13 protein-coding genes and 2 tRNA genes are annotated in these 15,371 nt (G+C 47.7%); 5 read left to right on the top strand and 10 right to left on the bottom strand.

The genetic code is table 11. The annotated features are described in order from the left end of the window. Positions 1-261 precede the first annotated feature (261 nt). The 3 genes from LPB400_RS03030 (at position 262) to LPB400_RS03020 (ending at position 1,678) form a co-directional block, all read left to right on the top strand. On the top strand, positions 262-1,413 hold the full coding sequence (locus LPB400_RS03030; protein ID WP_107792139.1) for a class I SAM-dependent methyltransferase: 1,152 nt from the start codon (positions 262-264) through the stop codon (positions 1,411-1,413). 106 nt (positions 1,414-1,519) lie between these two features. Further along, a tRNA-Met gene (locus LPB400_RS03025) sits at positions 1,520-1,596 on the top strand. A 6-nt stretch (positions 1,597-1,602) separates the two neighbouring features. Then, a tRNA-Ala gene (locus LPB400_RS03020) sits at positions 1,603-1,678 on the top strand. 140 nt (positions 1,679-1,818) lie between these two features. On the opposite strand, the gene LPB400_RS03015 is transcribed toward LPB400_RS03020, so the two are convergent. From LPB400_RS03015 to LPB400_RS02990, 6 genes are all read right to left on the bottom strand, one after another. Beyond that, positions 1,819-2,223, bottom strand: a complete 405-nt coding sequence (locus LPB400_RS03015) for a ClpXP protease specificity-enhancing factor (protein WP_070606094.1) — start codon at positions 2,221-2,223, stop codon at positions 1,819-1,821. Between the two features lie 11 nt (positions 2,224-2,234). Further along, on the bottom strand, positions 2,235-2,840 hold the full coding sequence (locus LPB400_RS03010) for a glutathione S-transferase N-terminal domain-containing protein (RefSeq protein ID WP_039861850.1): 606 nt from the start codon (positions 2,838-2,840) through the stop codon (positions 2,235-2,237). A 214-nt stretch (positions 2,841-3,054) separates the two neighbouring features. Continuing rightward, positions 3,055-3,840 carry a cytochrome c1 gene (locus tag LPB400_RS03005; protein ID WP_039864285.1) on the bottom strand — a complete coding sequence of 262 codons (786 nt, stop codon included), beginning with the start codon at positions 3,838-3,840 and terminating at the stop codon, positions 3,055-3,057. 14 nt (positions 3,841-3,854) lie between these two features. Beyond that, on the bottom strand, positions 3,855-5,378 hold the full coding sequence (locus LPB400_RS03000) for a cytochrome b (RefSeq protein ID WP_225905498.1): 1,524 nt from the start codon (positions 5,376-5,378) through the stop codon (positions 3,855-3,857). 18 nt (positions 5,379-5,396) lie between these two features. Next, positions 5,397-5,978: a ubiquinol-cytochrome c reductase iron-sulfur subunit gene (gene petA / locus LPB400_RS02995; RefSeq protein ID WP_070459589.1), complete on the bottom strand. Its 582-nt coding sequence runs from the start codon at positions 5,976-5,978 to the stop codon at positions 5,397-5,399. A gap of 123 nt (positions 5,979-6,101) precedes the next feature. Further along, the gene (locus LPB400_RS02990; RefSeq protein WP_070814716.1) at positions 6,102-6,851 is read right to left on the bottom strand and encodes a Nif3-like dinuclear metal center hexameric protein; all 750 of its coding nucleotides are present in this window, start codon (positions 6,849-6,851) and stop codon (positions 6,102-6,104) included. A 175-nt stretch (positions 6,852-7,026) separates the two neighbouring features. Here LPB400_RS02990 and LPB400_RS02985 point away from each other — a divergent pair, with 175 nt between their 5' ends. Then, complete coding sequence (locus LPB400_RS02985; protein WP_003748251.1) at positions 7,027-7,953, top strand: LysR family transcriptional regulator; 927 nt, start codon at positions 7,027-7,029, stop codon at positions 7,951-7,953. A gap of 74 nt (positions 7,954-8,027) precedes the next feature. On the opposite strand, the gene LPB400_RS02980 is transcribed toward LPB400_RS02985, so the two are convergent. The 3 genes from LPB400_RS02980 to dnaJ form a co-directional block, all read right to left on the bottom strand. Then, a complete protein-coding gene (locus LPB400_RS02980; RefSeq protein ID WP_219089336.1) occupies positions 8,028-8,678 on the bottom strand; it encodes a TIGR01621 family pseudouridine synthase in 651 nt (216 codons plus the stop codon). A 1-nt stretch (position 8,679) separates the two neighbouring features. Beyond that, positions 8,680-9,258, bottom strand: coding sequence for a TMEM165/GDT1 family protein (locus LPB400_RS02975; RefSeq protein WP_070645607.1), 579 nt, complete (start codon positions 9,256-9,258; stop codon positions 8,680-8,682). 297 nt (positions 9,259-9,555) lie between these two features. Next, a complete protein-coding gene (dnaJ, locus tag LPB400_RS02970; RefSeq protein ID WP_219089334.1) occupies positions 9,556-10,725 on the bottom strand; it encodes a molecular chaperone DnaJ in 1,170 nt (389 codons plus the stop codon). Between the two features lie 210 nt (positions 10,726-10,935). Between dnaJ and leuS the strand changes: the two genes are divergently transcribed. After that, on the top strand, positions 10,936-13,566 hold the full coding sequence (leuS, locus tag LPB400_RS02965; protein WP_219089332.1) for a leucine--tRNA ligase: 2,631 nt from the start codon (positions 10,936-10,938) through the stop codon (positions 13,564-13,566). Positions 13,567-13,713: 147 nt separating this feature from the next. On the opposite strand, the gene merA is transcribed toward leuS, so the two are convergent. Continuing rightward, complete coding sequence (gene merA, locus LPB400_RS02960) at positions 13,714-15,354, bottom strand: mercury(II) reductase (protein ID WP_001031935.1); 1,641 nt, start codon at positions 15,352-15,354, stop codon at positions 13,714-13,716. Between the last annotated feature and the right edge of the window lie 17 nt (positions 15,355-15,371).

The raw sequence follows: 15,371 nt of genomic DNA, 5'->3' as shown, positions 1-15,371 counted from the left end.
TATAAGAAATTTTGGCAATCAGGTCAAATCCGTTTCTTATCTGAAATAAAACACTAAACGATTTAAATTCAACATCTTATATATGTAATGATGCATGACATATGGGTTTATTAAGTGTCTCGTTTAGCATTAAATACTATATGTAGTATTATTTATAGTATAAAAATACTACATATAGTATTTTTATACTCAATTACCACCCCTCTCATAAGGGGCTATAATATACAAACAAATTCAAATTTTTTACATTATCTAACAGTCATGAAGCCTCAACTCCCCCTCCCCTCCCCTAATGCACAAGCCTCTTCAGCACACTTGACCAAGCTCATAAAAAACGAAATTGAACAACATCAAAACTGGATACCCTTCTCCCGTTTTATGGAGCTTGCCCTTTACACACCTCAATACGGCTATTACAGCGGAGGCAGCCATAAAATCGGTACGGACGGCGACTTCATTACTGCCCCCACCCTCTCCCCTCTATTCGGACAAACCCTTGCCAAACAACTTGCCGAATTACTGCCGCAAACAGCAGGCAATATCTACGAATTTGGTGCAGGCACAGGTCATCTAGCTGCCACACTCTTGCAAAACCTTTCAGACGGCCTAAATCATTACTATATTATCGAACTATCAGCAGAGCTTGCAGAGAGACAACGCGAACATATTCTTGAACATACCTCCCCAGAAGCAGTCGCCAAAGTCATCCACCTCACCACATTGCCCGAACATTTTGACGGCATCATCATCGGCAACGAAGTATTGGATGCTATGCCGGTTGAACGCTTGATTTATCAAGATGACGGGTTTCAACAAATCGGCGTCAGCCTAAAGAATGACGAGCTAATCGAAGCCATCAGACCATTAGCCCAAGCCGAACTTACGCAAACAGCCGCCTTATACTTCCCTCCCCTTCCCTCATACACAAGCGAGCTGCATCCGGCACAATATGCCTTTATCCAAACCCTGGCCGTCAAATTGCAGCGCGGCGGCATGATATTTATCGATTACGGCTTCGGTGCCGCTCAGTATTACCACCCGCAACGTAAAGAAGGCACATTTATCGGCCACTATCGCCATCACACTATCCACGACCCATTTTTCAATATCGGCCTGACCGATTTGACTGCGCACGTCAATTTCACCGATATCGCACGCGCCGGCACGGAAGCAGGTTTGGACTTAATCGGCTACCTGCCCCAATCTTATTTCCTGCTCAATCTCGGCATCACCGATTTGCTGGCACAAATCGGCAGCCCGGATTCGATTGAATATATCCAAGCCGCCGCCGCAGTACAGAAACTGATACATCAGCACGAAATGGGCGAACTTTTTAAAGTGATCGCTTTTGGCAAAGACATCGATATCGATTGGACAGGCTTCAGCCACGGCGATATTTGCCATAAGCTATAGCCTGACAACCTACTTTTTATTTTTTAAAAACAATAAGAAATAAAAAAAATCAAAATTAGCGCTTGCCAAATATTCAAAAAAAACTATAATAGCGACTTCACGAAACGGCGAATTAGCTCAGTCGGTTAGAGCAGAGGAATCATAATCCTTGTGTCCGGGGTTCGAGTCCCTGATTCGCCACCAAATTTCGGGGGTATAGCTCAGTTGGTAGAGCGCTTGCATGGCATGCAAGAGGTCAGCGGTTCGATCCCGCTTACCTCCACCACTAAACAAAAAAGCTCTTGTTAAACGCAAGAGCTTTTTTGTTTGACTTAATTAATAACTGATTGCTCATTAATTTTGCAATTTCAACACCTAATTAATAAAGGCCGTCTGAAACATTTCAGACGACCTTTTATCTTTTAATTACTTCACAAGCTTCAATACTTTTTTCGGTTTTTCTTCCGCAGATTCAGCTTTTTTATCTTCCGCCACTGCAGCTTCGACAGATGCAGGCTGATATGGTTCTACCTCAAACCCCATACCCTCTCCACTTTCGCGGCCAAATATACTGACAATATGACCGACCGGAATCCAAATCTCGTGCGCTACGCCGGAAAAGCGTGCAGAAAAATTGACCCATTCGTTGTCGATATTCAAGTTATGGCTGGCGGTAGGACCAATATTTAAAACAATTTCATTGTCGCGCACATACTGCATAGGCACACGGGTATGTTCATTTACCCAAGCTACGATGTGCGGTGTTTGGTTATTATCCAAACACCATTCATACAAAGCACGCAATAAATACGGTTTGGTTGAAGTTGCCATAGATCCGTCCTTTAGCGGCGCATGGCTTTTTCAGCCGGCGTCAATGCTTCAATAAAGGCTTCGCGTTGGAAAATACGCTCGGCGTACTTCAGCAAAGGCGCAGCAGATTTACCCAGTTTGATGTCGTAATAGTCCAAACGCCACAGCAGCGGAGACAAGGCAACATCAATCATGGAAAAGTCGTCGCCCAAGATATATTTGTTTTTAGTAAAAGACGGTGCCAACAGTGTCAAACCATTGCCAATGGCTTCACGCGCTTTGGCTTGTTCTTTATTGGTAGATTCAGGGTTTTCCAACACTTGCACCAAGCTGAACAATTCTTTTTCCATACGGTACAGTACCAAACGGCCGCGACCGCGCATAACAGGATCACCCGGCATCAACTGAGGATGAGGGAAACGCTCGTCAATGTATTCGTTGATAATGTTTGATTCGTGCAAAATCAAATCACGCTCAACCAGAACCGGTACTTGGTTATACGGATTCATCAAAGCCAAGTCTTCAGGTTTATTGAACACGTCCACATCTTTGATTTCAAAATCCATACCTTTTTCGTACAGCACAAAACGGCAGCGCTGGCTGAATGGACAAGTAATACCTGAATACAATGTCATCATAATCTTTTACTCCTGATAAATCTTTTCAGACGGCCTTAAGCCTTATAAAAATTCAGACAGAATTATACATAATTTCAAACACTTAATCCAGAAATTTCATATATCACATTGTTTATATTAAGTAATTTTAAAATTTACATTATTTCTGCATAAACCAATTTCACAAACAAAAAAGGCAAACCTGAAACAGGTTTGCCTTTTTGATTCAAAAGAATTAGTGAACGTCTTTCCAGAATTCTTTTTTCAGGAAGTAAGCCAATGGCAGCATTACCGCAAACAGGAATGCCAGAACCATGTAGCCGATGCGGTGGCGTTGCAACTGAGCAGGCTCACCCATGTACACCAAGTAGTTCACCAAATCGCGTACATAAGTATCGTACTCTTTTTGGATCACTTTACCGTTAGGCAGGCGACGGCTGTGCAGACCGGTAGATTCCCAATACAGCTTAGGAGTCAGGTTGCCATGCTCGTCTTTAATCATAACGGGCTGACCTTTAGCATCCAACTCAACGGCTTGAACACCTTGTTGCTCCCACAATGGGTGAGGCATACTCGCGCCAGCCAAAACAGTATTGTTCCAACCGGTTGGACGAGTTGGGTCTTTATAGAAGCCGCGCATATAGGCGTACAGGTAGTCTGCACCTTTAGAACGTGCGATCAGGGTCAAATCCGGCGGAGGCGCACCCAACCATTTGGAGGCATCTTTCGGATCCATTGCCGCTACCATGACGTCACCAACGTTGTCTGTTGTGAACATCAGGTTTTTCTTGATTTCATCTTCAGTCAAACCAATATCTTTCAGACGGTTGAAGCGCATACCGCTTGCAGAGTGGCAAGACAAACAGTAGTTTGTAAAGATTTGCGCACCGTGCTGCAGACTGACTTGATCACGCAGGTCGATATCGACTTTTTCGTAGTGTCCGCCGCCGCTGGCGACGGCTGCACTCATAGGCACTGCCAGCAATAAGGCAGCAAACCAGTTTTTCAGAGTTTGTTTCATTTTCGCTGCCCTCATCAGATATTGGTTGCAAACAAGTAAGCACCGACAACGGTAATACCGACGTAAACAAAGAACATAATTTTTTGTTTAGTAGTGCTCATGGTTACGCGTTCAGGCGTAGCTTTTTCGCTATTAAACGCATTCAGGAATGGAATAGCTGCAAAGAAAACAGTGTAAGCCAAAACGAACGCCTTAACGATGTAATTTGGCAAGACTGCAACTAAATACAGGTTATAAATAATTAAAGCTGCATAAACAAACAGACTAATTAAATATTTAATACCACCAGCTTTTTCAGCCAACCATTTAGGGTTTGTATGCAAAGGCATACCGATGAAGAACAAGAAATAGAATGCACTGAATGCACGAGCAAAAGCTGTACGAGTATCATCTGCTACCAATGCACCCAGAATTCCCAAGCCGATAAAAGATACAACAAACAACGCCAACATTACTTTGAAAGAGTTGTTGCGGTAACGAACAGATTTTACAGGTGACTTATCCAGCCAAGGCAACAAGGCAATCAATACAACTGCTGCACCCATGCCGATTACACCCCATACCTGAGTACCTGCCATCGAAGGAATCGCACGCAGAATTGCGTAGAACGGGGTGAAGTACCATACCGGCGCAATGTGCGGAGGTGTTTTCAGCGCATTTGCTGCATCGAAGTTTGGCGCTTCCAAGAAGTAGCCGCCGCCTTCAGGTGCAAAGAACAACACAGAACAGAAGACAATCAGGAATACAACGACACCCAAAATGTCTTTAACGGTGTAGTAAGGATGGAATGGGATACCATCGCGTGGAATACCGTTTTCGTCTTTGTTTTTCTTGATTTCAACGCCATCAGGGTTGTTAGAACCCACTTCGTGCAGGGCGATGATGTGAGCCACAACCAAGCCGAGCAATACCAAAGGTACAGCGATAACGTGCAGGGCGAAGAAGCGGTTCAAAGTAACGTCGGAAACGTTGAAGTCACCGCGGATCCAAGTGGACAAATCAGGACCGATAACAGGGATGGCGGAGAACAGGTTAATAATTACCTGCGCACCCCAGAAGGACATTTGACCCCAAGGCAACAGGTAACCCATAAAGGCTTCTGCCATCAATGCCAAGAAAATCAGGGAACCAAAAATCCACACCAATTCACGAGGTTTTTTGTACGAACCGTAAATCAGACCACGGAACATATGCAGATAAACGACGATGAAGAAGAAAGATGCGCCGGTGGAGTGCATGTAGCGGATAATCCAGCCGCCGGACACGTCGCGCATGATGTACTCTACTGCGGTAAAGGCAGCAGGCAGATGGTAAGCGTTAAGGTTGCCGTCCGGTTTGTAGTTCATGGTCAGGAAAATACCGCTGACGATTTGAATTACAAGGACGAGTAGAGCCAAAGAGCCGAAGTAATACCAGAAGTTGAAGTTCTTCGGCGCATAGTATTGAGCCAAATGCTCATTCCACATTTTAGACAGAGGGAAGCGATCGTCCATCCAGCCTAACAATGCTTTTGCTTTGCTATTGGTTTGGTTTGCCATAATTATCGTTCCTTATTTTTAGTCTTCGCCCACCAAAACAGTCGTATCGCTCAGATATTTGTAAGGCGGTACAACCAAGTTGGTCGGTGCAGGAACACCTTTGTATACTCGGCCTGCAATGTCAAATTTCGAACCGTGGCAAGGGCAGAAGAAACCGCCTTTCCAGTCTGCACCCAAGTCGGCGGGAGCAATATCGGGACGGTAAGTCGGAGAGCAACCCAGGTGGGTACAGATACCGATAGCGACGAGGAGGTTCGGCTTTATCGAACGGGTCTCGTTTTTAGCGTATTCCGGTTGCTGATCCACTTCGGAATTGGGATCGACAACTGCGCCATCCAAACTTTTCAAGTCTTTGAGCTGTTGATCTGTGCGGTTGACCAGCCAAATCGGTTTACCCTGCCATTCGGCAGTCAGCATTTGGCCTGCTTCGATTTTGCTGACATCTACTTCGACAGCAGCACCGGCAGCCTTAGCTTTCTCCGATGGGAAGAAGCTGGCCACGAAAGGCGTAGCTACGCCCAGAGCCGCCACACCGCCTGCACCGCATGTAGCCAGTGTCAGGAAACGGCGGCGACCGTTGTTGATTTCTTGATTATCCATTATTCAGTCGTCCTAAAATTTTGGGAATACCGAGCCATTAAACAGCGTAATTCTACCTAGTTTGTTGTAATACTCAAAGCATTATTTAAAATAAGGTAAAGTTTTTATGATATTGCTCAATACTCAGGCAGGGTTGTTTTCATCAAAGTGAACCACTTCGATACCGAATTTTTCTGCCACGGCATCGCCTAAGGCGCGGACGCCGTAACGTTCTGTCGCATGATGGCCGGCACTGATAAATGCCACACCCGTTTCATTGGCAAGATGATATTGCGCTTCGGAAATTTCACCGGTCAGATACGCATCGACACCTTCGTCTGCGGCCGTCTGAAAAAATCCCTGCGCACCGCCGCTACACCAGGCAATGCGTTTGATTTCGCGTTCAAGATCGCCGATAACGGTCGGCTTGCGGTCAAATACCGCCTCGATGCGTTCAGACAACTGCGCCAATGTTTGCGTGGTTTTCAGACGGCCTGTATTCAACAGGTTTTGCTCGCCGAATTGTTTTTCGAGTACCCAATCGAGTTTCTCGGCCAACTGTGCGTTATTGCCCAGTTGCGGGTGCGCATCCAGTGGCAGGTGGTAGCCCGCCATATTGATTTGGTGTTGCAGCAAGGTTTCAATGCGTGCTTTCTTCCAACCGGTAATCGTGACAGGCTCGCTTTTCCAAAACATGCCGTGGTGGACCAAAAGCATATCTGCCCCCTGCCCTACGGCAAAATCGATTGCTGCTTTGCTGGCGGTAACCGAAGTGGTGATTTTGGCAATTTCTTCTTTGCCTTCGACCTGCAAACCGTTGGGCGCATAGTCCTTAAACAGCCCGATCTGTAAAGTCTCATCACACCAAGCCAGAATTTCGCGGCGTAAAGCCATATTCCGCTCCTTATATCTATCTTCAAAAACAGCTTCGCATTCTAACCGCAAAATCTGTTTATGCCTCAAATTCTTACATTCCGATTTCAGCAATCATTCCCAACATTAATCATTTGCACATCATCATGAATTATTTTAATATACCCCACCTTACCCACAGGCCGTCTGAAAACACATGGACTCTATTATCGAATTGCGTCATCTCAAAACCTTGCTGGCTTTAGAAGAAACCGGCAGCGTTTCCCTTGCCGCCAAACGGGTTTTCCTGACCCAATCCGCCCTATCGCACCAAATCCGCGCCTTGGAAAATTATTACGAAACGCCGTTGTTTGAACGTAAATCCACACCTTTGCGCTTCACTCCGGCCGGTATGCGCCTATTGCAACTGGCGCGCGAACTGTTGCCGCAGGTTGCCGCTGCCGAGCGCGATCTAGTGAGGATTATCGAAGGCGAAGCCGGCGAACTCAGGCTTGCCGTCGAATGCCACACCTGCTTCGACTGGCTGATGCCTGCCATGGGCGAGTTCCGCCCGTTATGGCCGCAAGTTGAATTGGACATCGTTTCCGGTTTCCAAGCCGATCCGGTCGGGTTGCTGCTGCAACACCGCGCCGACCTTGCCATCGTTTCCGAAGCCGAGCCGCTCAACGGCATCAGCTACCGCCCCCTGTTTGCCTATGAAATGGTCGGTATCTGCGCAGAAGACCACCCGCTTGCCGACAAAGACGTTTGGGAAGCGGAAGATTTTATCGACGAAACCTTGATTACTTATCCCGTCCCCGACGAAATGCTGGATTTGCCCAAAAAAGTGCTGCTGCCCAAAGGCATTAATCCGCCGCGCCGCCACAGCGAGCTGACCATTGCCATTATTCAATTGGTTGCCAGCAAACGCGGCATCGCCGCCCTGCCCTATTGGACAGTCATGCCGTATTTAGAAAAAGGCTACGTCGTCCACCGCAAAATCACTTCAGACGGCCTACAAAGCAAACTTTATGCCGCCATTCGTACGGAAGATGCCAACAAAGGCTATCTGGACAACTTCTGCCAAATCACGCATGACCGCTGTTTTGCCGACTTGCCGGGTTTGAGCGAATTGGAAATGTAAACTTGAAACAATCAAAAGGCCGTCTGAACAATTTCAGACGGCCTTTTTTAATATACACAAAAATCTCACTACTTCTATTCGGACTCATCCGAACCCAAACACGCCGACAAATCGATTTCAGACGGCCATGTTTTATCAGGCGCAACCCGAATATCGAAATGCTCGCCGCGATAGTCGAAAACCAAACGCCAAGCGTGCAAAAACAAATGTTCCGCCTCATCGCCGCCATACAGCGTATCGCCCAAAATCGGACTGCCTATGCTTTTCATGGCCACGCGCAGCTGATGGGTTTTGCCGGTAAACGGTTGCAACACAAACAGGCGCAAACCGGGCTTCAGGCTTTGGCTGCTGAAACGGGTAACGGCAAAATTATCCTCATCACGCGTCAGCTTCCATGTACCACGCCGCGAACGCGCCATACCTCCTTTCACCCAACCCTGCTTTTTCGCCGGCTTGTGCGTACCGAGTGCCAAATAAGTTTTACGCATGGTTTTCTCGGCAAACTGCGCCGATAAAGCGGCCGCGCTGTCATGGTTTAACGCAAACAGCAACAGGCCGCTCGTGGCTTTATCCAATCGGTGAACCAGCCACACGCGTTCAACACCGAGCTGCTGCGCCAGCGATGAGGTCAGACAAACATCCCCTTCCGATTCGCTGTGCACCGACACCCCACAAGGCTTATTGATGACCACAAAGTCTTTGTGTTCAAAAACAATGTCCCACATTTCAGACGGCCTTCAACACAATACCGTCGCCAAGCAGAGTCAAAATACCCAGCAGGCAGAACAAGATACACGCAACAATGCGCACTGCTTTGGCCGGAATTTTGCGCATCAGCATTTCGCCCAAATACACGGCAGGCACAGAAGCAATCATCAAACCGGCAATACTGCCGACCACAACCAGCAGGATAGATTGGTATTTTGCCGCCAAAAGAACCGTCGCAATTTGCGTTTTATCGCCGATTTCCGCCAAGAAAAACAGGACGACCGTCGCCGTAAATGCGCCGTATTTCAACCATTTGCCATCAGGGTCTTCGTCTTTATCCGGCAACAGCAGCCATAATCCGACCGCAATAAAACTGCCGCCGACCACCCATTTCATGACTTCGGGCGAAATAGCGGATGCCAGCCAGACACCGAGTGCGGCTGAAACAAGATGGTTCAACAGGGTTGCAATAAAAATACCGGCAACAATCGCGTTTTTGTGGGCAAAACGTGCAGCCAAAAAGAGCGCGAGCAATTGCGTCTTATCGCCGATTTCGGCAATGGCAACGCCCAGCGTCGAGGAGAAAAAAGCTTCCATGATTTAAGATACTCAACCGAAAAGCGGGCAAACAAAAAGCGCTGTGCATACCGCCCGCAAGGGTATGGACAACGCTTACGTCTTGCCTGTCTTCCGATAAAGCAGAGAAGATACCGCTGCCACGGCCGCACAAGCCGATTATGTTGACAACGGTTTCGGCATTGCGCCGAATAGCTACTCCCGTAAGAGTGAAGCGCGAATTGTAAGGCAAACCATGGCTTGAAGCAACAAAAAGAAAAACAAAAGGCCGTCTGAAACCTGATTCAAGCAGATTTCAGACGGCCTTTTTCACAGCGATTAATTATCGGAGAACAAATCGCCTACTTTTTCGCCTACTTTTTCCCAAAACGATTTTTTGCGCGGGGTTTGGCTGAGATTGAGGCCGGAGGAGATTTTTTCAAATTCTTCCAGCAACTCTTTCTGACGGTCGGTCAGGTTGACCGGTGTTTCAACCAAAATATGGCAGTACAAATCGCCAGTCGAGCTGGAACGCAGAGACTTGATGCCTTTGCCTTTCACGCGCATACGGCGGCCGGTTTGCGTTTCTTTCGGAATGTGCAGTTTCACTTTGCCGTCCAAAGTCGGCACTTCGACTTCGCCGCCCAATGCGGCAATGGCAAAGCTGATCGGCAGTTCGCAATGCAGGTCCAAGCCGTTGCGCTCAAAGATTTTGTGCTGTCTCACGCGGACATTGACGTACAAATCGCCTGCCGGTGCGCCGTGTTGACCCGGCTCGCCCTCGCCACTCAAGCGGATGCGTTGACCGTCGTCGATGCCTGCCGGAATGTTGACTTCAACCGTTTTGCTGGTTTTGGTGCGGCCTTCGCCACGGCATTTGACGCAAGGATCTTTGATTTCTTTGCCTGTACCGTGACAAGTCGGACAAGTCTGCTGCATTTGGAAAATGGCTTGGCGGACGTGCACCGTACCTGAGCCGTGACAGGTCGAACAAGTCGATGCGGATGTGCCCGGTTTGGCACCTGAGCCGTGGCAGACATCACATTCTTCGTAAGTCGGAATGTTGATGCGTTTTTTCACGCCTTTAGCGGCTTCTTCAAGCGAAATCTCTATGCCGACCTGCAAGTCCGCGCCGCTGTAATCCGGCTGACGGCCGCCTGCGCTGCCGCCACCGCCGAACATTTGGCTGAAAATATCGGAAAAATCGAAGCCTTGCGTGCCACCGAATCCGCCTTGGCCGCCGAAACCGCCAAAGCCACCGAATCCGCCCGCACCTGTGCCCTGTTCGAACGCAGCATGGCCGTATTGGTCGTACATGGTACGTTTTTCCTTGTCAGACAAGGTGTCGTAAGCTTTTTGGACTTCTTTAAATTTTTCTTCCGCTTCTTTATTGTCAGGATTGCGGTCGGGATGATATTTCATTGCCAGCTTGCGGTAGGCTTTTTTGATTTCATCGTCGCTAGCGCTGCGGGCAACACCAAGTGTTTCGTAAAAATCTTTATTGCTCATAATTTTGATAGTGTTAAGAATGAATTCAAACTGGGTGGGATATGTGGGCGAGTATCAAAAACTCAAGTCAGTATTTTCAAGGCCGTCTGAAATTGTGCTTTTCCGACATCCAAACATTCAGACGGCCTTTGTCAAACCGACAGGCCCGACAACCTGCTATAATCCCATCTTTATTTTTTCCAACGTTTTCAAGCGAAAAACAGAATGACCATGCAAGAACATTACCAACCCGCCGCCATCGAGCCTGCGGCGCAGAAAAAATGGGACGACGAGCGTATTTTCAACGTCTCCGAAGACGCTTCCAAACCCAAATACTACTGCCTGTCCATGTTCCCCTACCCCAGCGGCAAGCTGCACATGGGGCATGTACGCAACTACACCATCGGCGACGTATTGAGCCGCTTCAAACTCTTAAACGGCTTCAACGTCATGCAGCCTATGGGTTGGGACGCGTTCGGTATGCCTGCGGAAAATGCGGCGATGAAAAACAACGTCGCCCCTGCCGCATGGACTTACGACAACATCGAATACATGAAAACCCAGCTTAAAAGCCTGGGTTTTGCGATTGACTGGGAACGCGAAGTCGCCACCTGCAAACCCGAATACTACCGCTGGGAACAATGGCTGTTTACCAAGCTGTTTGAAAAAGGCATCGTCTATCGCAAAAACGGCACGGTGAACTGGGATCCGGTCGACCAAACCGTCCTTGCCAACGAGCAAGTCATCGACGGACGCGGTTGGCGCTCCGGCGCGTTGATCGAAAAACGCGAAATCCCAATGTATTACTTCAAAATCACGGATTACGCCGAAGAGCTGCTCAATGATTTGGACAAGCTGGAACACTGGCCTGAACAAGTCAAAACCATGCAGCGCAACTGGATCGGCAAATCTCGCGGCATGACCGTGCGCTTCGCCGTTTCAGACGACAGCAAACAAGGCTTGGAAGGCGATTACGCGAAATTCCTGCAAGTTTATACTACCCGTCCTGACACGCTGATGGGCGCGACTTATGTTGCCGTTGCCGCCGAGCATCCGCTGGCAACCGCCGCCGCAGCCGACAAACCTGAATTGCAAGAATTTATCGCCGAATGCAAAGCCGGCTCGGTTGCCGAAGCCGATATGGCGACGATGGAGAAAAAAGGCGTGCCGACCGGCCGCTACGTCGTCAACCCGCTCAACGGCGACAAGCTGGAAGTGTGGATTGCCAACTATGTATTGTGGGGCTACGGCGACGGCGCAGTGATGGCTGTTCCGGCGCACGACGAACGCGATTTCGAGTTCGCCACCAAATACAATCTTCCGAAAAAACAAGTCATTGCCGTTGGCGACAACGCATTCGACGCAAACCAATGGCAAGAATGGTACGGCGACAAAGAAAACGGCGTCTTGGTCAACAGCGACGACTTGGACGGCATGAATTTTCAGACGGCCTTCGACGCCATCTCCGCCAAGCTGCAAAGTCAAGACGCAGGTGAACCGAAAACCCAATACCGCCTGCGCGACTGGGGCATTTCGCGCCAACGCTACTGGGGCTGCCCGATTCCTATCATCCATTGCGAAAAATGCGGCGACGTACCCGTCCCAGCCGACCAACTGCCGGTCGTCCTGCCTGAAAACGTCGTACCCGACGGCATGGGTTCGCCGCTGGCAAAAATGCCCGAGTTTTACGAAACCACCTGCCCATGCTGCGGCGGCGTGGCGAAACGCGAAACCGACACCATGGACACCTTCATGGAGTCAAGCTGGTATTTCTTCCGCTATATGTCGCCCAAGTTCGCAGAAGGCATGGTATCGACTAAAGCCGCAAAATACTGGGGCGCGGTCGACCAATACATCGGCGGCATCGAACACGCGATTCTGCACCTCTTATACGCGCGTTTCTTCACCAAACTGATGCGCGACGAAGGCTTGGTCAATGTTGACGAACCGTTTGAACGCCTGCTGACGCAAGGCATGGTCGTTTGCGAAACCTACTACCGCGAAAACGACAAAGGCGGCAAAGACTGGATCAACCCTGCCGATGTCGAGCTGACTTTTGACGACAAAGGCCGCCCTGTTTCCGCCGTTCTGAAAGCAGACGGACTGCCAGTCGTCATCAGCGGCACGGAAAAAATGTCCAAGTCCAAAAACAACGGCGTCGATCCGCAAGAACTGATTAACGCCTACGGCGCAGACACCGCCCGCCTGTTCATGATGTTCGCCGCACCGCCCGAACAGTCCCTCGAATGGAGCGACAGCGGCGTCGAAGGCGCACACCGCTTCCTGCGCCGTCTGTGGCGTACCGTTTACGAATACTTGAAGCAAGGCGAAACAGTCAAAGCGTTCGCAGGCAACCAAGATGGTTTGTCTAAAGAACTCAAAGACCTGCGCCACAAACTGCATTCCACTATCACCAAAGTCAGCGACGACTACGGCCGCCGTCAGCAGTTCAACACCGCCATCGCCGCCGTAATGGAACTGCTCAACCAATACGATAAAACCGACACCGGCAGCGAACAAGGCCGCGCCGTCGCTCAAGAAGTATTGGAAGCCGCCGTACGCTTGCTGTGGCCGATTGTGCCACACATCTGCGAAACCCTGTGGAGCGAATTGAACAGCGCGAAACTGTGGGAAGCAGGCTGGCCGACAGTCGATGAAGCCGCTTTGGTCAAATCCGAAATCGAAGTGATGGTTCAAGTCAACGGTAAACTGCGCGGCAAAATCACCGTCGCCGCCGACGCATCCAAAGCCGACCTCGAAGCCGCCGCCCTTGCCAACGAAGGCGCAGTGAAATTCATGGAAGGCAAGCCTGCGAAGAAAATCATCGTCGTTCCGGGCAGACTGGTGAACATCGTGGTGTAAAGCTGATTCGACATTAATTGCTGTAATTAGGAAAGGTCGTCTGAAAACTTGGAAACAGGGTTTTCAGACGACCTTTTTAAGGTAGATTGAGCTGTCTACATTACAGACCTCAAATAACTTAAATCTCAAAATCCTAAAAAAGTTCCCTTAGCCTGCACAACAAGATAATTTCGAAATATCTTTATCGAACGTAAGTGCAACTAATTTTAGCCCTTCAGCCATTGTTAAATATGGTGCTAGGGTTTCTGTTAAATCTTCTATCGTTAAGCCAAATTTAACAGCTAATGATGCTGCATAGATGACATCTCCTGCATTTTCAGATACAATATGAACCCCTAATACTTTTAGTGTTTCTGCATCTGCTACTAGTTTAAATACACCGGTTGTTTCACGGTTTACAATTGCTCTTGGAACAGCATCTAAAGGTAATACAGATGTCTTCACATCATACCCTTTCTCTTTTGCTTGTTCTTCTGTTAAACCAACCGTTGCAACCGTCGGATTCGTAAACGTAACAGCAGGAACTACCGATAAATCTATTTTTTTGTTTAATCCACCAATAGCATTATCAGTAATAATTCCACCTTCATAGGCTGCTACATATACAAATTGTGGTCCTAAAGTCACATCTCCTGCTGCATAAATCTTTTCATTACTTGTTTGACCAAAATCATTGATCAGGATTTCATTATTTTTTCCAGTTTCAACACCTGCTGCACTTAAATTTAAAGAATCCGTATTTGGTTTTCTTCCAGTGGCAACAAGTAACTGATCTGATTCAATGACTTCTCTACTGCCATTTACTGTTACGTAAACCCTTTTTATCTCTCCACTTTGTTCAACACGCTCAAAAGTTGCCCCTTTGACAAGGTTTATACCCTGTTCAATTAACGCTTTTTCAACTGACTCTGAAATCTCAGGATCATACTCCTTTAAAAGTCGCTCACTTCTTTGCATAAGCGTTATTTCTGAACCTAAATGATGAAATAGTTGTCCAAGCTCCATTCCAATGTATCCTGAACCAATTACAGTTAATCGTTTTGGTATTTTCTTTAACTCAAGAAGTGTTGTACTAGTTAAATAGTCCATTTTTTCAAGTCCTGAAATTTGGGGCAACGAAGGCGATGCACCTGTTGCAATTAAAAAGCGTTTTGCAGATAACTTTGCCCCATTGACCTCAACCGTACTAGCATCAACGAATTTTGCTTCACCTTTAATTAAATCAAAATTATATTCATCAATTAAATCCATATATTTTTGATTCCGAAGTTCGCTCACCAATTTATCCTTTTGCGTGATTAAACTAGCTAAATCCACTTCTCCAGCGGATGTTTGTAAACCTATAAACGGATTGTCTTTTGATAAATGATTGATTTCCCCTGCCCTAAGAAGAGTTTTTGACGGAACACAGCCAATATTCACACAGGTTCCCCCAACCGTTCCACGCTCAATCATTCCAACTTTTGCACCGTATTCTATAGCTTTAATTGCCGAAGAAAAGGCAGCAGCACCAGAACCAATAATAAGAAGGTCATAATTGTCTTCATTAATTAACGCCACGTTTTCTAGTGATGATACTTCTTCAATTTCTCCGGCTTGGTAATTTGCTTCATCAATCGCCTTTATTGCACTTTCAACCTCAATATCATCGGGCAGTTCAAATACTGCTTCACCACGACGATAACTAGACTCAATATTTTTAGCACCTATCTTTTCAAGTGCTGATTCTACGTGTTTTTCACAACCCGTACATGTCATTCCTGAAATGTTTACCTTAAATTTATTCATAAAAAAGCTCCTTTCGT

This window comes from Neisseria perflava, from assembly GCF_019334725.1.
Lineage (GTDB): Bacteria > Pseudomonadota > Gammaproteobacteria > Burkholderiales > Neisseriaceae > Neisseria > Neisseria subflava_A.
This window is presented reverse-complemented; position numbering and strand designations above follow the sequence as displayed.